This is a genomic window from Psychromonas sp. KJ10-5 (assembly GCF_055808325.1).
Genome location: NZ_CM147864.1, coordinates 3,876,774 through 3,898,674, shown reverse-complemented (window position 1 = coordinate 3,898,674; position 21,901 = coordinate 3,876,774). Strand labels below are relative to the sequence as shown.

18 protein-coding genes are annotated in these 21,901 nt (G+C 36.9%); 9 read left to right on the top strand and 9 right to left on the bottom strand.

All coding sequences use genetic code 11. The features are described 5' to 3' along the window. Positions 1-15: 15 nt before the first annotated feature. The 3 genes from AC0L3W_RS17180 to AC0L3W_RS17170 all read right to left on the bottom strand — a co-directional run bounded on the left by AC0L3W_RS17180 (position 16) and on the right by AC0L3W_RS17170 (position 3,183). Entirely contained in the window at positions 16-1,107 is a 1,092-nt protein-coding gene (locus AC0L3W_RS17180; RefSeq protein ID WP_409439972.1) for a GGDEF domain-containing protein, read from the bottom strand. Between the two features lie 39 nt (positions 1,108-1,146). Next, complete coding sequence (locus AC0L3W_RS17175; protein ID WP_290039100.1) at positions 1,147-1,995, bottom strand: PA4780 family RIO1-like protein kinase; 849 nt, start codon at positions 1,993-1,995, stop codon at positions 1,147-1,149. A gap of 306 nt (positions 1,996-2,301) precedes the next feature. Further along, a complete protein-coding gene (locus AC0L3W_RS17170; protein ID WP_409439973.1) occupies positions 2,302-3,183 on the bottom strand; it encodes a DMT family transporter in 882 nt (293 codons plus the stop codon). 191 nt (positions 3,184-3,374) lie between these two features. Between AC0L3W_RS17170 and AC0L3W_RS17165 the strand changes: the two genes are divergently transcribed. Next, complete coding sequence (locus tag AC0L3W_RS17165) at positions 3,375-4,244, top strand: delta-class carbonic anhydrase (protein WP_409439974.1); 870 nt, start codon at positions 3,375-3,377, stop codon at positions 4,242-4,244. Between the two features lie 145 nt (positions 4,245-4,389). Here AC0L3W_RS17165 and syd read toward each other — a convergent pair whose 3' ends face one another. Further along, positions 4,390-4,941: a SecY-interacting protein gene (gene syd / locus AC0L3W_RS17160; RefSeq protein ID WP_409439975.1), complete on the bottom strand. Its 552-nt coding sequence runs from the start codon at positions 4,939-4,941 to the stop codon at positions 4,390-4,392. A 105-nt stretch (positions 4,942-5,046) separates the two neighbouring features. On the opposite strand from syd, the gene queF reads away from it, so the two are divergent. The 7 genes from queF to AC0L3W_RS17125 all read left to right on the top strand — a co-directional run bounded on the left by queF (position 5,047) and on the right by AC0L3W_RS17125 (position 15,425). Continuing rightward, on the top strand, positions 5,047-5,904 hold the full coding sequence (queF, locus tag AC0L3W_RS17155; RefSeq protein WP_409439976.1) for an NADPH-dependent 7-cyano-7-deazaguanine reductase QueF: 858 nt from the start codon (positions 5,047-5,049) through the stop codon (positions 5,902-5,904). Positions 5,905-5,976: 72 nt separating this feature from the next. Then, positions 5,977-8,178, top strand: coding sequence for a tetratricopeptide repeat protein (locus AC0L3W_RS17150; protein ID WP_409439977.1), 2,202 nt, complete (start codon positions 5,977-5,979; stop codon positions 8,176-8,178). Between the two features lie 84 nt (positions 8,179-8,262). Further along, the gene (locus AC0L3W_RS17145) at positions 8,263-9,738 is read left to right on the top strand and encodes a GGDEF domain-containing protein (RefSeq protein WP_409439978.1); all 1,476 of its coding nucleotides are present in this window, start codon (positions 8,263-8,265) and stop codon (positions 9,736-9,738) included. Between the two features lie 111 nt (positions 9,739-9,849). Further along, on the top strand, positions 9,850-11,202 hold the full coding sequence (ppnN, locus tag AC0L3W_RS17140; RefSeq protein ID WP_290039093.1) for a nucleotide 5'-monophosphate nucleosidase PpnN: 1,353 nt from the start codon (positions 9,850-9,852) through the stop codon (positions 11,200-11,202). A gap of 1 nt (position 11,203) precedes the next feature. Next, on the top strand, positions 11,204-11,983 hold the full coding sequence (gene xni, locus AC0L3W_RS17135; protein ID WP_409439979.1) for a flap endonuclease Xni: 780 nt from the start codon (positions 11,204-11,206) through the stop codon (positions 11,981-11,983). Positions 11,984-12,188: 205 nt separating this feature from the next. Then, on the top strand, positions 12,189-13,904 hold the full coding sequence (locus AC0L3W_RS17130; protein ID WP_409439980.1) for a hypothetical protein: 1,716 nt from the start codon (positions 12,189-12,191) through the stop codon (positions 13,902-13,904). Between the two features lie 225 nt (positions 13,905-14,129). Beyond that, on the top strand, positions 14,130-15,425 hold the full coding sequence (locus tag AC0L3W_RS17125; protein ID WP_409439981.1) for an NCS2 family permease: 1,296 nt from the start codon (positions 14,130-14,132) through the stop codon (positions 15,423-15,425). Positions 15,426-15,539: 114 nt separating this feature from the next. On the opposite strand, the gene AC0L3W_RS17120 is transcribed toward AC0L3W_RS17125, so the two are convergent. The 3 genes from AC0L3W_RS17120 to AC0L3W_RS17110 form a co-directional block, all read right to left on the bottom strand. Then, entirely contained in the window at positions 15,540-16,466 is a 927-nt protein-coding gene (locus AC0L3W_RS17120; protein ID WP_409439982.1) for a D-2-hydroxyacid dehydrogenase, read from the bottom strand. Positions 16,467-16,699: 233 nt separating this feature from the next. Then, complete coding sequence (locus AC0L3W_RS17115; protein WP_409439983.1) at positions 16,700-18,328, bottom strand: NAD(P)/FAD-dependent oxidoreductase; 1,629 nt, start codon at positions 18,326-18,328, stop codon at positions 16,700-16,702. A 122-nt stretch (positions 18,329-18,450) separates the two neighbouring features. Then, the gene (locus AC0L3W_RS17110; protein ID WP_290039087.1) at positions 18,451-18,648 is read right to left on the bottom strand and encodes a hypothetical protein; all 198 of its coding nucleotides are present in this window, start codon (positions 18,646-18,648) and stop codon (positions 18,451-18,453) included. A 185-nt stretch (positions 18,649-18,833) separates the two neighbouring features. Between AC0L3W_RS17110 and sfsA the strand changes: the two genes are divergently transcribed. Next, positions 18,834-19,523, top strand: a complete 690-nt coding sequence (gene sfsA / locus AC0L3W_RS17105; RefSeq protein WP_409439984.1) for a DNA/RNA nuclease SfsA — start codon at positions 18,834-18,836, stop codon at positions 19,521-19,523. Between the two features lie 69 nt (positions 19,524-19,592). Here sfsA and AC0L3W_RS17100 read toward each other — a convergent pair whose 3' ends face one another. Together AC0L3W_RS17100 and AC0L3W_RS17095 are read right to left on the bottom strand one after the other, a co-directional pair. Next, entirely contained in the window at positions 19,593-20,066 is a 474-nt protein-coding gene (locus AC0L3W_RS17100) for a peroxiredoxin (protein ID WP_409439985.1), read from the bottom strand. 143 nt (positions 20,067-20,209) lie between these two features. Next, positions 20,210-21,838 carry a methyl-accepting chemotaxis protein gene (locus tag AC0L3W_RS17095; protein WP_409439986.1) on the bottom strand — a complete coding sequence of 543 codons (1,629 nt, stop codon included), beginning with the start codon at positions 21,836-21,838 and terminating at the stop codon, positions 20,210-20,212. Positions 21,839-21,901: the final 63 nt, after the last annotated feature.

Genomic DNA, 21,901 nt, shown 5'->3' with positions numbered 1-21,901 from the left:
TGGATTTAACAAGGTTCATCCATGTTCAGAGTATGAAGCTACACGGTTACGTCCGTTCCCTTTTGCTTCATATAGGGCGATATCTGACTTTTCAAGTAACGCTTTTAAATTTTCTTGCTGGGTGATGTTACAGCTAACACCAATACTTGTTGTACATTTCACTACGTTGTCTTTCTTATTGGTGATCACTAAGTGTTCAATTTGCACTCTAAGTTTATCAGCAATCAACATGCCTCGTTGTAAACTACAATTAGGTAACAATAAAGCAAACTCTTCACCGCCAATACGAGCACAAACTTTATCTTTAAAATCTAACCTCTGTAAAGTACTAGCAACTCCGACTAAACAATCATCACCTACTGAGTGTCCGTATTTATCGTTAATACTTTTAAAAAAGTCTAAATCTAATAACAGTAACGTCACATGCTGCTTTGCTTTTTTAGCTTCAATTAATAACTGTTCACCTTCTTCAAAGAAACAACGGCGATTTTTAATACCAGTCAAAATATCAGTGGTTGCCTGCTTTACTAACTCTAATTCATGTTTTTCTATCTGTTTACTAAACAAGGTTAATGCTAAAACAATCGCAAACATATTCACTAAAAAAACAGATTGATACAGTATATGGTTAGTCTCGGAATTTAAAACAACTAACGGGTCTGGATTGAGTGTATTCTCTGAGTATAAGAATAATAATGCAGCCGCTATACTAAACACAATTTTCAGAGATATCTCTTTTAATTCAAATAGTAACAGAACTCCCATCGGCACTAAGAAATAGTAAAAATGAAACCCACTATCCTTCGTAAAAAATAAATTAGTAAAGAAAAAAAGATGCAGAAGAACAAAGCTAAAATAGGTTATTTTAGCGACCTTGTGACAATGAAAATAACTGAGTAAAAAAACAAGAACGTACCCACCTGTTAACATTACATTGTATAATGCAGCACAGTCTTCTTTTAAAACAAAGACATAGTTAGCAGTGTAAACAAAAGAGACAAGTAAAGTGAGTAGGTTTAACACGTTTAACATACGCATTTTTTCTACTTTACTCGGAGGCTCATCTTGGATGCCGACATTCATTATGGAATAAAAACGAGAAAACATAATATTAAGGCTCTGACCAATTAATGGTGCTGAATATGACTAGTCATGATTAGTCATTCGATCCAAACGATCTAACTCTTCTTCACGTGCAGCGTTAATTTCATTTAATACATTATCCACATCCGCAGTGACTTCAGAGTCAACAAATTGACCGGTTAATACCGTTTTATCCGAAAGCTCTCCAGTTTCAAAAATAGCCCAAATCTCTTCACCATATCGTGTAGTCGCTAAACTTGGGGCAAATTGAGAATAATACTGAGTCATATTGTTTACATCACGTAACAACATTTTTTTAGCATTGTTATTACCAGCTGCATCGACCGCTTGTGGCAAATCGATAATTACGGGGCCTTGCTCATCCACCAGCACATTAAATTCTGATAAATCACCATGAATAATGCCAATACTTAACATACGCACCACATAATCCATCATTTTAGCGTGATGGCTTAGTGCTTGCTCTTCCGACAGAGCGACATCATTTAAACGTGGAGCAGCGTAACCGTCATCATCAGTAATTAAATCCATAATTAACACGCCACCAAAACACCCATAGGGGGTTGGAACCCTTACGCCTGCTGCCGCAAACTTATACAAGGTATCAACCTCAGTGTTTTGCCAAATTTCTTCTTGCTGTTCACGACCGAACTTCGAGCCTTTTTGCATTGCACGGGCATTACGCCCATTGCGCACTTTACGCCCTTCATTATATAAAACAGCATTTTTGAAACTACGTTTACTCGCTTCTTTATAAACCTTGGCACAACGTATTTGATCACCACATTGCACAACATATACTGTGGCTTCCTTGCCGCTCATTAACTGGCGTAACACATCATCTATAATGCCATCATCGATTAATGGCTGAATTCTTTTAGGTATTTTCATTTATATGATTAAATTATCTAATAATATCTTGGTTAAGTGGACGCTATTGATGTTAGTCAGCAGCTTAAGTAGCAATACTCTGCCGCATAATACTACAAGTAAACAGACAAAAATTGTTTCTTTTTCGCTCAATTATAGACGCAACAAAGCAATAATAGTTCATATTTGAACTATAAATAATGTATAAAATAATCTATTTTCAAGAAAATAGGGCTTATTAATCAACCCTCTCATCACCAATACCCTAAAGGTAAGAGTTTACTCAGTATAAACACTAACGAGGAGACTATAGTTGACTAAAAGTGATTATTTTTTCTTACCGCCAAAGACATTAACCAATGCTCCTAAAATGATTAGTATACCGCCAATCAATGTCCAAATAGATGGGATTTCGTTAAATATTAACACGCCTAAGATAGTAGAAAAGACGACTTGCACATAAGAGAAAGCACTTACTTTTCCCGCCACTTCTGTTTGCATCGCTTTTGTTAAGCCAACCTGTCCAACTTGCGTGAATATCCCCACAAACAATAATAAAATTAACGCTTCACCATCTGGCATCACAAAATCATTCCCTAATAAAGCTAAAGACAAGGGTAATGCAATCAGCGGGAAGTAAAAGATAATCACCGAACTATCTTCTGTTTTACTCAAGCGTTTAACAATCACATACGCAGTACCACTGCCTAATGCACCTAATAGCGCAACAAACACACTAAACCAAGGTAAAACCGTTTCACCATTTAAAGCCAGATTAGGTTGAACCATTGCAAGTAAGCCAACTAAACATAAGCCAATACATATTAAGGTCGATCGTTGAATTCGCTCTTTTAAAAAGAAAAAAGCTAATAAAGCGGTAAAAACAGGATACAAATATTGTAATAGTGTCGCTTCCGCTAGTGGTAAAGTAGTAACTGCGTAATAAACACAAATTAACGCTAACGTGCCAACCACTCCTCGCGATATTAATAACGCCTTATTATTTCCCCACACTGCGATTTTTTTACGCTTAATATCAACATAACTTATCAGCAAAGAGACCAAGCCTCTTGCAGCAACAATTTCAAAAACGGGGATATTGTGTGTGCTTACCAACTTTACGCAGGCTGTCATTAATGCAAATGAAAATGCAGATAACAGCATAAAACGTAAACTGATTGGAATAGATAAAAAGAAGTTTTGTAACATATTGGCATTAATGTGATTAAGAACAAGGAATATATAGTTTATCTTATTCTTCCCCTATCTGTTATTTATTTAAACACTTGATTCATCTATTATAACAACCCTAATTACATCAGAAGCTTACATAACAAATAAGCAAAAACTTAAGCTAGCTACAATAACGTAGCTACTAATAATAACTAGCAAGGATAGCTATGAAAATTTTAATGAAAAAACACTTATTACTACTGTGTACCACGACTGCACTTCCATTATCGGTTTTTGCATCACAGACAGTAACTCAATCAGAACCAGTCTCAGATCAGATTATTGAGCAACAAAGAGCTGAATTACAACAAAACACCCTAGATAAAGGATTTGGTCCTCAATCACCACGAGATATAGATAATATTGCAGGGAACAATACTCAGTTATTTTCATATGCGCCAAACACCACGGATATGAACCTATGTAATATTCATTTTCATAAAAATGCAGAGCATAAAGGTGGTGAATTTACTCGTTATGCTGGTAATGGAGATGGTAAGGGTAACAATAGTGGATATTTATATGCAGGACAATTAACTAAGGAAGAACTAACTCCAATTTCTGTGCCTTTATCTAAAGAGCTGCATCATCAATTATTTCCGGGTGATACTATTGAAGTTCATTATGTTTATTCAACAGCAAACGTAAAACCAGGACCGACACTGGGTTCATGTTTAAGTGACTCAACTAAAAACCCGGCTCTTCGCGTAGAGTCTCAAGTGTTTGTGTTAGTAAATGATAAAGAAGCTCTAGATTTTGTAGAGTTAACCAAGGACTCAGTGAAAGGTGATCGTCCGCAGGCTATCAATATTCCAGATAACTCAGGACAACCAATACAATATTTAGGGTCAACCACCGGGCCGGCTTACAACCAACAAGGCTCACCATTTCAGGTTACATGGAGTGTTCGCCCTCAAGTATTAAAGGTTAGTATTAATACCGTTGCGACATGGTTCAAAGACAATCAATACAATGAAAATCATGCCCATGGTGTGAGAAACCTAGTTACCAATCCATTATTATTATCCGCTTATTAAGCACTTACTGAAAATAGTTTGGTGTTAATAGCAAAAATATAGGTGAGTGTTAAGCCTCACCTAGTTGACTAAATAATAAGAGTAAATGTTAACCTAACTTTCTATGCACGATTACTTGGCTGTAATATATAAGCGCGATTATAAATTACAGTATGATAGGGTTTAGTTTACTTAGAAACTCTGCCAGTGACTCTGCCAATACTGCTTCTTGTTTTTTACCTAACGTCTCTAATTGCACTTGCCCAGTCTCATTTAATATCGAGATAACTTGCATTTCATCACTACAAGTCGCAATAAACATAGAGGCAGGTTTCTTTAAACGTTTCTGCATCATAAAGTGTGCAATCATATTTTCTTGCAAACCTAAAAAATCTTGATCATTCCATACCTGAATTAATTCAATAGGATGACCATCAAATTCACAAGGTATATGATCACAATAATGGCTACAAAATAAGGCTTCTATTGTGGGATGAAGCTTTACTTCAAGTGCATCTTCAATATTTTTTAAATCAACTTGTTCTGTGCGTTTTTGTGCTTTCCAAGTAATTTTATCTTCAAATACTTCACCAACTTGGCAAGGAGACAGCCACTCTGCATCAAAGGCTTGCGTAGGAAGCGTACCGTTTTTAACTTCCCATAATTTAAGGTGACGTGCTTGTAACGCCAATAACTCAGTTTGGATATCTGTATTCATAGCTCGAATAATTCTTCTTTTTAGTTACAATACTGCTTATTGTAACGATTCGGGCTGCTTTGTCTTGCATTTATAGCACCCTCTGATTTAAAAATGAGAAACTCAATGTCACATTCAACTTTATACGACCACGATTCAGCTTTAAAAGACCTATCACTAGGTAAAATCACTGAATATAAATGCCATTATGACAATACTTTATTACAGGGTGTTCCGCGTAGTTTAAATCGTAATGAACTTTCTTTAGAAGCTGATTCACTCCCCTTTTACGGTGTTGATTTATGGAATATCTACGAGCTTTCTTGGTTGAATAGTAAAGGTAAGCCAATAGTGGCAACTGGCGTGGTTAAAGTTCCCTACAATAGTGAATTTTTAATCGAATCAAAATCATTTAAGCTTTACCTTAATAGCTTTAACCAAAGTAAGTTTGACTCTGTAGAAGAAGTTCAAACCATTCTCAGCAATGACTTATCTGCCTGTGCTAAAAAATTGGTAGAAGTGACGCTTAATACAAAATTAGATAAAGTAATAGATGAGTTAGGGGCTCTGTCTGGTATAAATATCGATGAGCTTGATATCGAAGTAGATCAATATCAACTATCTCCAAGTTTGTTAAACGGCATTAGTTTAGATGATACAGTCACTGAAACACTTCACTCTAACCTACTAAAGTCTAACTGTTTAATCACCAGCCAACCTGACTGGGGAAGTGTAGAGATAACTTACACAGGTAAGCGCTTAGATCACGAAAAATTACTACGCTATTTAATCTCTTTCCGTCAACACAATGAATTTCACGAGCAATGTGTAGAGCGTATATTTTGTGATTTAATGGCACACGGCTCATTAAGTGAATTAACTGTCTATGCTAGATACACACGTCGTGGTGGCTTAGATATCAATCCATTACGCAGTACTTGTGTATTACCAGAGATACACAATATTCGTTTAGTAAGACAGTAACGTTAAATTTGTTACAATAACCGCACCTTAACAAAAGTAAGGTGCGAATTTCATATAAGGTTTTAAGTATTCATGAGCTTTTTTTCACGTGCATTGATAGGTTGCTTACTAGTGGTGATGAGCCATTCAGTATTCGCAATAGAATTAGGTGATGCATTAATCCCAGCATCTATTAAAGAAAGCTATAAAACCCGTGAACTTGAACCTGTTTCTTGTATTAATAATGTTACTGCATTTATGGATAAGGTGGCTGCATTGCCACCACCACAAGACAACTTCATTAATAAAAACTCACGTTTAACAACCAAACGTATCCCTAATAATGCCCCAACGCACTTATTAGCTTCTTGTTACATCGAATTAGAAAACTACGAAAAAAGCTTATCGTTATTAATGCCACTATTAAAAAACCCGAGTGAAAGCCCAGATGAGATTAGAACCTTAAACCTGATTGCCATTGAAATACCTGAGCCAGAACGTCCACAGTTGAGTAATGAAACGCTGATCAATATGATGCAGCACTCTTTACAAGTAATGGCAGATAATAAAAAGACCAACTTCGCTAACTTACCTGAAATAGTCAACCTAACTGTCACTAAATTAGCTTTAGAAACACACCAATACCAATTAGCAAATGAATCCCTAGGTAAAGTGAAACAAAGCCTTAAGAATAGCAAAAAAACAGAGCTATTAGCTTGGTTAGCTTATTACTATGGGCATTATTATGACCAAATTAACCAGCAACAACTGGCGGTTTCAAACTTTCAAACTGCCAATGCAATGGCTGATCAACTCCAATTGATTAAATTAAATAGTTTAATCAAAGCTAGCCTATCTAATCTTTATCAGCAGAAGCATCGCTATAAGCGTGCAATGGACTTTGCTAGTCAGCGCGTTGAATTATTATTACCCACAGAAAACTATGTACAACAAGCTGATAGTTTACTGAAATTTGCAATTTTAAAGCGTCAAAATAAAGAGTTTAATCAATCTTTAATCTACCTATTCAATGCGATGGAATTAGTAGAGAAAAAGCATAAAACACTGTTAGCTTATATTTATTTAGAATTAGGCCGTACTTATGCATCAATGCCCTATGACCTGGATAAAAATACTGACCTAGCACAGAAGTATTTGCAAAATGCTCGTTACCACTTTAAAAAGTTGAATAGGCTGGAGCAACAAACCGAAACTATCTTATTATTGGCGCAACTTAATATTCGTAGCCAAGATACCGGGTTAGCCATTTTACAGTTAGAAAATGTATTAACTTTAGCAAAAGACAAGTTTCCAGAACTCAGAGTAAAAGCATTTGAAATGCTAGCCTTAAGTTATGAACTCTCTGGTGACCATCAACAAGCAAATTTTCACTTTAAAAACTTCCATTCCTTACAAAATGCGATCAAGGAAAAGCTGTTTGCTTTGCAACAATTAAAAATCAATGAGCAATTTCAGCTTATTGAGCAAACGCAACAACAAATCCAGTTAGAAACAAAAAATAACGAGTTATTGTTGAAGAATAATCGTTTTAAAAATGTAGCTTACATAGCGGTATTATTACTATTAATTGCTTTATTAATGGTATTAGGTATTTTTAGACGCAATAAAAAACTAGTTGAATCAGAACTAACTACGCGTAAAAGATTGCAGCTACACCCACGTTCAAAATTGCCTTCTCACCAAGTGCAAATACAAGAAAATGAATTACAATATCAAGGTACCCCACTATTTTATGCACTAGTAAATATTCCGTTTCTTAACAACTTAAATGGTACAAAAGGCTTGTTTAATGCAGAAAAAATTGAAGCAGCTTTAGGTCAGGCATTGACTACGCATTTCTACCAGCGCACTCAAATCACTCAAGTACGTGATAATCAGCTGTTATTCATTTCCGAACAAGAACAATATGAAGAAGCAAAACAATTTGCACTAGAAATTGAATCCTTTTTTAAATTCTTTGCTGATAGTTATTCTCTAGAAGGAAATATTGCCTGTGGCGTTGTTGCCTTCCCATTCTTAAACAATGTGTCTCGGGCAATTGCCCCTGAAAGAATGTTAAATTTAACCAGTCTCGCTTTATATGGGGCTTGTCAGATGCGTGACCAACTTAATACCGATACTTGGCTAGAGTTGTATGCTATTGAAAAAATTCAACCCGCATTCTTTGATGGGGATTTGTGGATATTAGGCCAAGCAGGTATTGATAAAGGTATAGTGAAACAAAAAAGTAGCCATCCTGGCACTACGATCTCATGGCCAGAATTAAATCGTTAGGTAAATTTGAGGTGTCTTAGCTTGTGCTTACATAGAAACTAATCGATACTTCAGAACGCTAAAATAATAAAAAGGAATCAGCAGATGGCGTCATCTAAGGCAATAACTCGATTATTGCAGCAATTATTAAAACGGAGTTATCGACAAGACAAAGCAATCGATAAATATCAGTTTAAATTTTTAAAAAAATTGCAATCAACAGAAACTGTTGAAGATGAAAATCAGTTATTTGATGAGTATAGCCAACAACTTGAAAGCACCCCTTATACGCTTGAAGATAAATTATCTGAAGGTAAATTAGTTGCACGTCAATCACAAGCACAACTGCAACAAATAAATTCACTCTCAGAAGCAGTAAAAGATAAAATTGCTGAGATGCAAGATGCACCAGAGCCTTACACTATTACTGAACATCACTGTGCTTTAAAAGATCTAGTTAAAATTTATCAACATGCTGTCATTGAATTAAACAAAAGCTGTACCCCATCAGAAGTAGATACCAAAGCTGACATCTCTTTTATTAACGATGAGTTACAACTACTGATTTTGGAATTAGATGTAGGCCAAGCTTTTGCTAAAAAACTAGAAAAAGTACGTATTGATATCTCTAACGATCCAGATCCGTTTCAGCTACCTCAATACTGTCTACAAGTGATTAATATTATTATTGATAGCACCCGAGAAGAACGCCGAACTTCCCGTCATTTCTTATATACGCTTAATGATAGCTTAACGCAGTTTTATTTAAATTTTGCGCAGACCCTTAAGCTTAGTGAAGAAGACTTTGAAAAACAAAAAGAAACCTATAAAACAATTCATCAAGGTGCAGATCAGCTTCAAGCAAACAGCAAAAATCAAACCCTAGAAGAATTGCAAGCTTCAATCTCAGATTACGTAACGAATGTAAAAGCAGCGATGGCTTTACAGGAAGAGCAACAAGAAGAGAAATACCGTACTAAATTTCAAAGTATGGTAAGGCAAATCAAGGAGTTACAGAACGAGACCCAAAGCTATCAAAAGACCTTAAAGCAACAGAATAAACAACTACATATTGATTTCTTAACTAAAATACCTAACAGAACCGCTTGGAGTGAACGCTTAAAAACAGAAGTCACTCGCTATCAACGCTATAAAACTCCCCTCAACCTGGCGATTATTGATATCGATAACTTTAAATCAATTAATGATAGATTTGGCCACCTTGCCGGAGACAAAGTACTAAACGTTATTGCCCAAACATTACAAAAATCTATTCGTAATGCTGATTATATTGCACGCTTTGGTGGAGAAGAATTTACATTATTATTACCAGAGATTTCACCAACACAAACTGAGCTTGCTTTAAATAAATTACGTGACCGCATTAAGTCTATTCCATTCCAGTTTAAACAGGAGCACCTGACTATTACTATTTCGATTGGTTTTACTGCATTTACTCCTTCAGATGAAAGTGACGATGTTTTTGAGCGAGCAGATACTGCTCTTTACCAAGCAAAACGTCAGGGTAGAGATCAGGTTTTTCAGCTTACAAAAAATGAGCAAAAATCAGAAAATCAGTAGAAATATAGTTATATAACCTTTTTTATTTTAATTATTTATCAAAAATCAGTGCTTTTACGTGGCTTCTCCATCTAACTCAGTTAATCTAATAAAAAGTTAAAAGGAGAAGCTATGATTTCACATATCAGTCCCGTTGGCAGTATGGCGTTACTTTCTCAACTAGAGGTCAACCAACTAAAATACAGTGCCTCTTGCGAAACTTACCAGTTATTCAGAAATTGCGCGTTAGCCGTCTTAAAGTCAGGTAGCCACACTGACAGCAGTAAAGAGATCCTGGAAAAACATAAAGACTTTCAAGTTAATGTATTACATCAAGAACGCGGCGTTATTTTAGAGCTCATTAATCCCCCTGAAGATGCGTATATTGATGGTGAGTTAATTAAAGGAATGCAAGACCTCTTATTCTCAGTATTACGTGATATTTTGTATGTTAACACTCAGCTACAGCCTCATGAATCAACAGAATTTAATAGTGAAGAATCCACCAGCTTAGTGTTTTCTATTTTACGTAATGCCAATATTTTAAAAGCCGGCATTGACCCGAATATGGTCGTTTGTTGGGGCGGTCATTCGATCAATAAAACAGAGTTTTCTTATACACGAGAAGTGGGTAATCAACTTGGTTTAAGGGAACTCAATATTTGTACTGGTTGCGGCCCTGGTGCTATGGAAGGGCCAATGAAAGGTGCCGCTGTGGGACATGCTAAACAACGTGTTGCGCCGGGCCGTTACATTGGTTTAACTGAGCCGGGTATTATTGCTGCAGAGCCTCCAAATCCAATTGTGAACGAATTAGTGATCCTCCCTGATATTGAAAAGCGTTTAGAAGCTTTTGTGCGTTTTACTCATAGTATTATCATTTTCCCAGGCGGCCCAGGCACTGCAGAAGAGTTGTTGTATATTCTTGGTATCATGATGCACCCAGAAAATAAACGCCAGCCTCTGCCTATTATATTAACTGGGCCAGCAAGCAGTGTTGATTACTTTGAAGCAATCGATGACTTCATCGTACACACCTTAGGCCCTGAAGCCCAAGAGCATTATCAAATCATTATTGATGATGCCCCCACAGTCGCTAAAATAATCAAAAAATCGATGCATCGTGTCAAAGAGTACCGTAAAGCTATTGGTGACGCTTACTCATTCAATTGGGCATTAAAAATAGACCGAACCTTTCAGGAGCCTTTCATCCCTAACCATCAAAACATGGCAAACTTAGTGCTACATCACGACCAACCCAAAGAGCAACTTGCATCAAACTTACGCCGAGTTTTCTCAGGTATAGTTGGTGGTAACGTGAAAGATGAAGGAATAAAATCCATTGAAGAAAATGGCCCATTCTTGCTGACCGGAGAAAAAGAATTAATGTTAAGAGTAGATAAATTATTGAAAAGCTTTATCGACCAAGGCCGTATGAAGTTACCTGGCAGTGTTTACACTCCTTGTTATAAGATAACTACTTAGAATGGGCGCGTCATTACTAATCATAGATGCGATGAACTTAATTCGTCGCATCTATGCAATACAAGAAAAACAAAATGTAAAAGCAGAATTTGCATTAAGTGCCACCAACAATACTGCCTGTAATGCCTTACAGAAATTATTAAGGGCACATACACCCAGTCATGTCATTTGTGTATTTGATAGTCATCAAGCTAGTTGGCGACATCAGCTTTTACCTGAATACAAACAAGGCAGAAAGCCAATTCCTAGTGATTTAAAAGCTTACTTACCACATATTCAAGATGCCTTTTATGAAATGGGTATTGAGTCTTTAGTTACTGAGCAAGATGAAGCCGATGATCTGATTGCCACCTTGGCCCACAAAGTCACCGCACGTCAACAGCGCTGTACAATAGTCTCGACAGATAAAGGGTTTTATCAGTTACTGAATGCTTACACGAGTATCTATGACTATTTTCAATCTCTACACATGGATAGTTACTATGTAGAACACAAACTAAACATGAAAATAGATCAACTAACAGACTATTGGGCGATTACCGGCATTAGCAGTAGTCACATTAAAGGGGTTGAAGGGGTAGGTAATAAAGGAGCTATGGCTTTATTGCAGGAGTACTACAGCCTACAGAGAATGTTCCAAGCTGAAAATAATAGCGATAAACGTTTATTAAAAGTACAACAACAGCAACAAGAAGCCTTACTCTCCAAACAACTGGTTTCCTTAAAAATAGATATTCAACTGGGCTTTAATTTAAAAGACTTGAGATATCCTAAAACTTAATACACAAGCTATTGAGAAAAGTGTGAAAAGTCTAAGATTTGAATGAACAAATACTCAACTTAGCTGACTAATAAATTTATCCGTCTTATATATTATATTACTCCTCATGTACTAACCCACTGGTTACTTACAAAGGGTATAAAGCCTTTTATAAAGCGCGCCTTATTAGGTCGCTTTATTCGTCATAGATTATGGAGTTTCAACTGTGAAAAAAATATTAATTCCTATTGCGGTAATAGCCGCTGGCGCTTCTGCTTACTGGTACCAGCAACAAGCAGAAAATGATAATGTATTGAGTTACGTACCTGCCGATACACCATTTTTCACAGGTCAATTAACCCCATTTCCTATTAAAGATTATATCGCCTCTGCACCGAACCTGATTGACCCTAAAAACCCGACACATATTGAATCCTTATACGGTGAAGAATCTCCCTCAATACATTTTTTAACGAATCTACTAAGTACTTATGAAGATAGCTTAAAGGATGCCGATTTACTGACTAAGAACTTTGGTTTAGCAGATGAGATCCGCGCTTATTTTTATACACTAGGGCTATTACCCGTGCTCAAAGTAGAAGTTGAAAACCCACAAGCAATTTGGGACTTGTTAGATAAAAATGAACAAGAAACTGACTTTACGCATACTGAAGGTGAGTTAAAAGGACTTAAATACAGAATTTATCCAATGGTTGAAGATGACCAAGGTAAGCCTATTAACCTAATCGTTGCGCAATCAAATGGCATGTTAACAGCCACTATTCAAAGTAGTTTTGTATCAGAAGATTTACTGGCCATGGCATTAGGGATAAAAAAACCAAGCAAATCATTAGCTGATACACACATGCTCGAAGATATTATGCAACAACATCAATTTATGAATAACAGTGTTGGTTTTGTTAATCATGTGGAAATCATCAAAGGCTTAACCAGTGAAGATGATAACCAACTGGCAAGACAGTTAACAGAACTAACTAAAGATGAAGATACTGCCTTTCAGTTATTACATAGCGCAGCCTGTAAAGAAGAGTTACGAGGTATTGCACAAAACTGGCCTCGTACTGCTTTTGGTTACACGCAGGTGGATATCAGTAAAGAACAATCAACACTAGGTTTTGCAGCTGTGCTTGAAAGTAAAAATCAACCGATCTTAAATGCTCTAAAAACGTTACGTGGTTACATCCCTAATTACACACAAAACTTTGACGATAATGTCATAGCAACATCGATTGGTTTAGATGTTGGTCAACTATCTAGCGCTTTAACTGATATTTGGGCGAATTTAAAAACACCACGTTTCCAATGTGGGCCTTTAGCAGATATTCAATATCAGATAGATGCCAGCGGTGAATCCCTAGCAATGCTAGGTATGGGTTCAAGCATGGCAGCTAATGTGAAAGGCATCAGTACTGCTATTTTTGATTATGCTGTCTCGCAAGATAATGACCAACCTCGCTTAGAAAGTTTAGATGCATTATTGGCGATTCATGTCAAAAACCCTGTTAACTTATTTAATTCAATTAAGATGTTTGTACCTGAATTACAGCAAATTGATTTAACTAATAATGGGCCTGCAGTATCGCTTAATAAAGTCATTCCTATCTCTTCACGGTTAAATTTAAATCCACAAATGGCAATTAAAGGAGATCACTTTGTGATCTACAATGGCAACAAAGGATTACAAGAAGCTGAGAAATTATCTCTTGAGACATTATCAGCTGAAGGGGTATATCAACTATCTTTCGATACTAAGAAAATTTTAACGCCAATCGCTGATGCCGTTGAATTAGCAGGTGAAATAATTCCTGAAGAGGCGATGTTCCTAAAAGATTACGATACGCGTATGAATATTAACGTCGATATTAATGACCAAGGTATTCGTTTAGATTCAACAATGAATCATAAAGCAGCAGTAAAATAAGCTTCATTTTTAACGCTTCCCACCTCTTTTTATAAACTGGCTACGGCCAGTTTTTTATTTTTGGCACAATCACAAGCTACTGAAATTAACTCATCCAGTTTAATAATGTAATTACACTCACATTAAAATCAGTTATTCTACTCGCTTACCAAAATTTACACTCAATCTTTAATCTTGTAGGTCTCACGGAACCAGACCTCTACACCAGCTAGTAACGGAAAAATTATGTTAGAAAAATTATTTAAACTGAGCGAAAACAACAGTAATGTTAAAACAGAAATTGTTGCAGGTTTCACGACCTTCTTAACCATGGCTTACATCATCTTTGTTAACCCATCAATGCTATCTGCAACAGGAATGGATTCAGGCGCAGTATTTGTAGCAACTTGTTTGGCTGCTGCGGTAGGCTGTTTTATTATGGGATTATACGCTAATTACCCAGTTGCTTTAGCACCAGGTATGGGCTTAAACGCATTCTTTTCATACGTGGTAGTGCTACACATGGGCTACAGCTGGGAAGTTGCACTAGGTGCAGTATTCTTATCAGGCGTGTGTTTCACATTGTTAAGTTTATTCAAGATCCGAGAGTGGATCATCAACTCAATTCCATTACCAATGCGCAAAGGTATTGCAGCCGGTATCGGTTTATTCTTAGCGTTAATTGCCTTAAAGAATGCCGGCATCGTAGTAGGTAATCCAGCAACTTTAGTAAGTTTAGGTGATATTACTGCATTACCAGCAGCACTAGCTTCATTAGCATTTATTGCTACGATTGCACTTGCTCATTTCCGCGTTAAAGGCGGTGTAATGATAGCCATTTTACTAGTGACAATCATCAGTCTAATTATGGGTGACGTACAATATGCAGGTATTGTATCTATGCCACCAAGTATTGCACCTACCTTTATGCAGATGGATATTGCAGGTGCGTTTAACGTAGGCATGATCAGCATTGTATTTGCCTTCCTATTCGTTGACCTATTTGATACTTCAGGGACTTTAATTGCAGTTGCTGATAAAGCAAAACTACTAGATAAAGATGGTAACCTTCCTCGTTTAAATCGTGCTCTACTAGCAGATAGTGGTGCATCAATGGCAGGTTCAGTATTAGGTACATCAACAACAACAAGTTACATTGAAAGTGTGGCAGGTGTTGCTGAAGGTGGCCGCACTGGTTTAACAGCTGTTGTTGTTGGTGTGTTATTCTTATTAGCGTTATTTTTTGCACCATTAGCTGGAATGGTACCTGCTTACGCGACTGCAGGAGCACTATTATACGTTGCAGTGTTAATGGTTGGCGGTCTTAAAAGCATCAACTGGGATGATATTACTGAGGCGGCACCAGTAGTAATTATTGCGATCATGATGCCACTAACCTTCTCTATTGCTAACGGTATTTCTATTGGTTTTATTGCTTATGCAGCAATCAAAATTGCCAGTGGTAAAGCAAAAGACTTAAGTTTGAGTGTGTGGTTCCTAGCTATCTTATTCTTAATTAAATTAATCTTCTTCCCTGGTTAAATAGCGAAAATAGCACCCACTTAATGGTAGTGAATGCTTAATACATAATAAAAGGCCCGATTTTATAAGTTATAAAATCGGGCCTTTTTAGTTTCAGGCTAAGCTTAACTTTAGTTAAACGCTAAACGTGCGAATATTATTAGCTACCTTTTCAATTAAGCTAGCACGTGCTTCAACACTTGCCCATGCAGTGTGTGGTGTAACGACCAAGCGATGTTCAGCTTTGACAGAAAAATAAGGGTGCTCTGCGAGCATCGGCTCTACCGCTAGGACATCAGTACCATGATAAATATCTTGCGTATCTAAAGCTGTTGCCATCGCACTTTCATCAATAATACCACCACGGCCTAAATTCAATATAATTGCACCCGGTTTTAACTGCTGTAGCTCCTCTGCTCCAATCAAATTTTCTGTTTGAGCATTAAGGGGCGCATGAATAGAGATAACATCACATTCACTCAATAGCGTTTGCAAATCAACCTGTGGAATCGATTGCTGGCTGTTCTTTCCCGATGTTGAGTAATAGCAAACATCACAACCGAAAGCACTCGCTAATTGCGCAACTCGCTGGCCGATTTCACCCATTGCAATAACCCCCCAACGCTTGCCTTTTATTTCAAAAAAAGAGCGTTCTATATGAGTAAACACCGGGCTTTCGCACCATTTTTTCTCAGTAATATATTGATCATAGTAACGGCTTTGATGTATCAATTGAAACAACAAAGAAAAAGTTGCTTGGCTAACACTCTCGGTAGAATACCCAGAAACATTTTTTACCTCGATACCAGCTGCGTTTGCTGCTTCTAAATCAACATTGTTAGTACCCGTTGCTGAAATACAAATTAACTTTAATTGTGGGTTATCAGCCATATGCTGCGCTGTGATCACAACTTTATTAGTAATGATCACTTCTTGCCCCACTAACCTTTCGACAGTTTGTTTTGCATCGGTTGTTTGATAAACCGTTAACTCTCCTAATGTATCAAATACAGATAAGTCACTATCACCTAACGTGAGTGCATCTAATAAAACAATTTTCATTTGAGTTCCTTAATTCGACGGTTGTTATACCAATCACATTAATTAACTAATCTATTTTGCTTGTTAATATAATCGGTATTGGATTTTTCTTATGAAAAATAAAGGTTAATAGATATACAGGTTTTTAAGAGGGAAGTAAAAATGTACAGGGCATTTTAAAAATGAAGGTGGGAATAAAATGTAAATGAGTAGCAACGCCTGTTACTACTCATTAGTGTTGTTGCTTAATTTGCCTAGTCAGCGAGGTCTGCTAACATTTTTAATGCGACCGCTTCAGCAATTTTAATTCCGTCAATACCCGCAGATAAAATACCACCAGCATATCCAGCACCTTCACCACCAGGGTATAAACCTTGAGTGTTTAAGCTTTGGAAATCGGCACCGCGTTTAATTTGTACAGGTGATGAGGTACGCGTTTCCACGCCGGTTAACATTGCGTCTTTACTATCAAAACCACGAATTTTCTTTGCAAAAGCAGGTAATGCTTCACGAATCGCATCAATAGCAAACTCCGGTAAAGCCTCACTCAAATCGGTCATTTTTACATTCGGCTTGTATGACGGTTCAACATTCTCAAAAGGTTTGCCTTTACCAGCGGCTAAGAAGTCACCTACCATCTGTGCTGGTGCATCATAATTACTGCCGCCCATCACATAAGCATGACGCTCTAATTTACGCTGTAAAGCTACACCCTGTAGCGGATCGTTATTGAAATCTTCAGGAGAAATACCCACAACAATTGCACTGTTTGCATTACGCTCGCTCCGTGAGTATTGACTCATACCATTTGTAACTACGGCGTGTTCTTCAGAGGTTGCAGCAACCACTACGCCACCTGGGCACATACAGAAACTATATACACTACGACCATTTTTACAGTGGTGTACTAGTTTATAATCAGCCGCACCAAGAATAGGATGACCCGCATTAATACCAAAGCGAGCTTGGTCAATCATCTCTTGTTTATGTTCAATTCGGAATCCGATAGAGAATGATTGAGCTTCCATGTAAACACCTTTATCGTGCAACATTTGGAAAGTATCGCGGGCACTGTGCCCCACCGCTGCAACCACATAGCGGGAATTAATAACCTCTCCGTTATGTAAAGTTACACCTGTTACTTGTTTATCCTCACCCTGCTCTTCCATATTGATCTCTTCAACACGTGTTTCAAAGCGAATTTCACCGCCTAATTCGATTATCTTACGACGCATTTTCTCAACCATGGTCACTAATTTGTAAGTACCGATATGTGGTTTACTTACATAGATAATCTCTGCAGGTGCACCAGCAGCAACAAATTCTTGTTTAACTTTTAAGCCTTTAAAACCAGGATCTTTCACTTGGCTATATAACTTACCATCAGAAAATGTCCCTGCACCGCCTTCACCAAATTGTACATTTGACTCAGTATTTAATTCACTAGTACGCCAAAAACGGAACGTGTCTTTAGCACGCTCATGCACTGATTTACCACGTTCAAGTACAATCGGTTTAAAACCCATTTGCGCTAAGATCAACGCAACAAATAAGCCACAAGGCCCCATACCAATAACAATTGGGCGCTCTTGTAAATTTGCTGGTGCTGATGCTACATATTGGTAATCGGTATTAGGTGAAATACGAACATTCTGATCCGTTGAAAAATCTGCTAATAATGCCGCTTCATCAACATCGGTTAAAGTGATATCTAAGGTATAAATTAAGGTGATTTGATTCTTTTTACGCGCATCATAGCCACGTTTAAAAACATGAATATTAACCAACTGTTGCTCTGTAATATTGAGCTTTGTTAATACAAACTGCTGTAACGCATCTTGATTGTGATCCAGCGGTAATTTAACTTGGTTGAGACGTATCATGATTCACCTGACATTGAGCATAAAAATAAGCGCGTAGTTTACGTGATCTGTTTAAAAAATGTAATCGCATAAATAGATTAAATAGGGATTAGTTTAGCCCTATTATGGCTATCAATGACGCATTAATGTGTTTGTTTATGAATAGAGATTGGAATAGTCGCCGCTGCGGTTTGTAAGCGCTTAGAGCAACTAGTCAAACAAAGCTTAGAAACGGTTTGTTTTGAGTCTGCGGTAAGGCAGCGGAAATCAGCAGCGCAAAGTACACCTAACTCAAATAATTCCATTAGCTTTTCTTTGCCGATCTCGATTTGAATAGACATTATCAATCACTCCATGTTATCCGTTACATGATTTATTAAGTCACAATAATACTAATCACTTATCAACTGTAATCGGTATAATACCCTGTGCCAGTAAATTAAAACCAACACATGGTAATGATTATCATTTAAATAGTAAATAGATAATCACAAACTTGTTACTAAACTGTTAGGAAATGACAATAATGCTATTTAATACCCCCATGCAAAAGGCGACTTTGATTAAACGTTACAAACGATTTTTAGCTGATGCCACCTTAATGGACGGGTCAGAAACAACCATTTATTGTGCAAACACTGGTGCGATGACAGGTTGTGGCCAACCAGGCGATACTATTTTTTACAGCACTTCAGAGAATAAAAAACGTAAATACCAACACACCTGGGAATTTACACTAACACCAGCAAAGCACTTAATATGTGTTAATACCGCTAAAGCTAACACCTTGGTTGCTGAAGCAATTGCACAAGATCTCATTCCAGAATTACTTGATTACCAAGACTGTAAAGCCGAGGTTAAATATGGAGAAGAAAATAGCCGAATCGATTTTCTTTTAACTGATACAGAAAAAGTAGACTGTTATGTAGAAGTAAAAAGTTGCACCTTATTAGATGAACGTATTCAACCTGGAGATGGTTACTTTCCAGATGCGATTACGACGCGAGGGCAAAAACACCTCAGAGAATTAATTGAGATGAAACAACAAGGTTACCGTAGTGTATTATTATTTGCAGTATTACATTCGGGTATCAAAAACGTCCAGCCAGCAAGCTTTATAGATAAAAAATATACAGCCCTATTTGAACAAGCTAAGAAAGAAGGTGTTGAGATTGTCTGTTACTTCCCTGATTTAAGCGCTTACATTGACTTTTAGTACACAGACTTCCAATCTGCCATTAAACAATCATGCTGTAAGCTCCCGCGTACAGCATGATATTAATCACTATAAGGCAGCTAAAATTGTTTCAGCTTTACTCGCTTCAAATTCACCAGCTTCTTCAACATTTAATGTAGTTACAACACCATCTTCAATAATCATTGCATAACGTTGTGAACGAACGCCACCAAAACCTGCAGTGTCTTTGTCTAAACCTAACGCTACTGTGAAACTCGCATCGCCATCACCTAGCATTAAAAGTTCAGAGGCATTATGCACTTCGCCCCACGCTTTCATGACAAAAGCATCATTAACAGCCACACAAGCAATTAAATCCACGCCTTTTGCTTGTAGCTTATCAGCAAGTACCACATAACCTGGTAAATGCGCTTCTGAACAAGTTGGTGTAAATCCCCCCGGCACAGCAAATAACACTACCTTTTTACCGGCAAATAATTCATTAACATCATGAGTTTGCATACCATCAGCAGTTAATTGGCTTAAATTTGCAGGTGGTAATTTTTGGCCTACTTGAATCATATTTTTTTCCTTTAGATGAAGAAAGTAACCCATCTATTTAATAATATAATAGATGGGTTGGGCGAAATCTTAGTTTAGCCCTAAACTCCAATAACAAACAATGACTAAAATAATAGATATAATTAAATAAGGTTTAAACAAGCTTAATTCACTTTAAACTGAATAACATTTTCACTTAATTGCTCAGACAACTCATTTAGCTCAATTGATGCCTTATAAACATTTTCAGAAACATCTAAACTTTCTCTATTTTGATCACTCACGTTTATTAAATTACTATTAATATCTTCAGATACATTACCTTGCTGCTCAGTAGCTGTAGCAATTTGAGCGACCATATCACTAATTAAATTAGTTGAATCTTTGATATTTTCAAACATCGTTTGAGTTTGTTCAGTGGATTTTACATTACGATGTACTTTATCAAAACCATCCTCGATGGACACAACTGCATTTTTCACACCGGCCTGCAACTTATCAATCATCTGTTGGATTTCATTAGTAGACTGCTGCGTTTTACTTGCTAATGAACGAACTTCATCGGCTACTACCGCAAACCCTCGACCATGTTCACCAGCTCGGGCAGCTTCAATAGCAGCATTTAATGCCAATAAGTTGGTTTGATCTGCAATATTACGAATAACATCCAACACCACCGCAATATTATTCGACTCTTCAGTGAGTGTTGTTATATCGTCATTGGCACGTTGTATTGACTGTGATAGTTCTTTCACATCTTGCACAGACTGGTCAATTAATACCATACCATTGTTGGTCATTTCAGTCGTTTCGTTGGTTGCTGTTGATGCATTTAAAGTATTTTCAGCTACTTCGCGAACAGAAGCACTGAATTGGTTAACCGCTGTTGCAATGGCTTCAATTTTTTGATGTTGTGATACATTTAGGTCTTTACTAGAAACAGACATGTCTCTTAGCCCTTTTGCATTACTATTTAACGAAATACTATTTTCTTTAATTAATGTAATTAGGTGGTGTAACTTATCAACAAAGAAATCGAATTCATTAGCAAGCTCACCTAACTCATCTTTCCTTTGAGAAGAGATGCGTTGAGTTAAATCACCATCTCCTTCACGAATTTGCTTAATACGTGTAGTTAAATCATCAATACCATCTACTAGCACTTTTGGTACTAGGTAGGTTAATACCGCCGATACAATAACGACAAAAATAATAAAACACAGTAACCAAAATTTATCACTCTCAACTTCTGCGTTAACCTTATCAATAGTAACTTGAGACTCTTTATAAAGCAGCTCTCCAGCGGTATCAAGTATGTCTCTTAGTTCAGAAAAATGTTGTCGATTAACTGTAAATAATAACGCTTCCGCTTCCGCTTTTTTACCCTGCTCAAATAATTGAAAGTATTCATCCGAATCTTTTTTCCAAATGGAATAACTCTCATCAAAACCTGTCAATTTATCAATGATCTCAGGGTAGCCTACTAATAACGCACGATACTCTTGCATTTTGTCTGTTGTTTGCAGAGCATTTTCTTCAAAATCTTTTTTAAATGCAGGATCATTTTCATGTAAATATTCGAGTTGTGCGACATAAGCTTGATAAAGATCTCTATCGGCATTGAGAGCTAGCGATAAAGCCGGAATAAAACGATGCCCTTCCGTTTCAATACCGTCAGTTAACTTAGAGGTGACTGAGTTGTAAGCGACAACGACTAGAATTAAAGAGATAAACACTAACCCGATGGATAGTGATAATTTAATTCTAATACTTCTACCTATAGTATTTAACAATGTACTTCTCCTTGCTGTTATTACTTTTCATCCATTAATACCTAGATTGTAGTAGAAAAATAA

Coding starts and splice junctions, on each gene's coding strand:
- AC0L3W_RS17180 (WP_409439972.1), bottom strand. CDS start 1,107: ATGTTTTCTCGTTTTTATTCCATAATGAATGTCGGCATCCAAGATGAG.
- AC0L3W_RS17175 (WP_290039100.1), bottom strand. CDS start 1,995: ATGAAAATACCTAAAAGAATTCAGCCATTAATCGATGATGGCATTATA.
- AC0L3W_RS17170 (WP_409439973.1), bottom strand. CDS start 3,183: ATGTTACAAAACTTCTTTTTATCTATTCCAATCAGTTTACGTTTTATG.
- AC0L3W_RS17165 (WP_409439974.1), top strand. CDS start 3,375: ATGAAAATTTTAATGAAAAAACACTTATTACTACTGTGTACCACGACT.
- syd (WP_409439975.1), bottom strand. CDS start 4,941: ATGAATACAGATATCCAAACTGAGTTATTGGCGTTACAAGCACGTCAC.
- queF (WP_409439976.1), top strand. CDS start 5,047: ATGTCACATTCAACTTTATACGACCACGATTCAGCTTTAAAAGACCTA.
- AC0L3W_RS17150 (WP_409439977.1), top strand. CDS start 5,977: ATGAGCTTTTTTTCACGTGCATTGATAGGTTGCTTACTAGTGGTGATG.
- AC0L3W_RS17145 (WP_409439978.1), top strand. CDS start 8,263: ATGGCGTCATCTAAGGCAATAACTCGATTATTGCAGCAATTATTAAAA.
- ppnN (WP_290039093.1), top strand. CDS start 9,850: ATGATTTCACATATCAGTCCCGTTGGCAGTATGGCGTTACTTTCTCAA.
- xni (WP_409439979.1), top strand. CDS start 11,204: ATGGGCGCGTCATTACTAATCATAGATGCGATGAACTTAATTCGTCGC.
- AC0L3W_RS17125 (WP_409439981.1), top strand. CDS start 14,130: ATGTTAGAAAAATTATTTAAACTGAGCGAAAACAACAGTAATGTTAAA.
- AC0L3W_RS17120 (WP_409439982.1), bottom strand. CDS start 16,466: ATGAAAATTGTTTTATTAGATGCACTCACGTTAGGTGATAGTGACTTA.
- AC0L3W_RS17115 (WP_409439983.1), bottom strand. CDS start 18,328: ATGATACGTCTCAACCAAGTTAAATTACCGCTGGATCACAATCAAGAT.
- AC0L3W_RS17110 (WP_290039087.1), bottom strand. CDS start 18,648: ATGTCTATTCAAATCGAGATCGGCAAAGAAAAGCTAATGGAATTATTT.
- sfsA (WP_409439984.1), top strand. CDS start 18,834: ATGCTATTTAATACCCCCATGCAAAAGGCGACTTTGATTAAACGTTAC.
- AC0L3W_RS17100 (WP_409439985.1), bottom strand. CDS start 20,066: ATGATTCAAGTAGGCCAAAAATTACCACCTGCAAATTTAAGCCAATTA.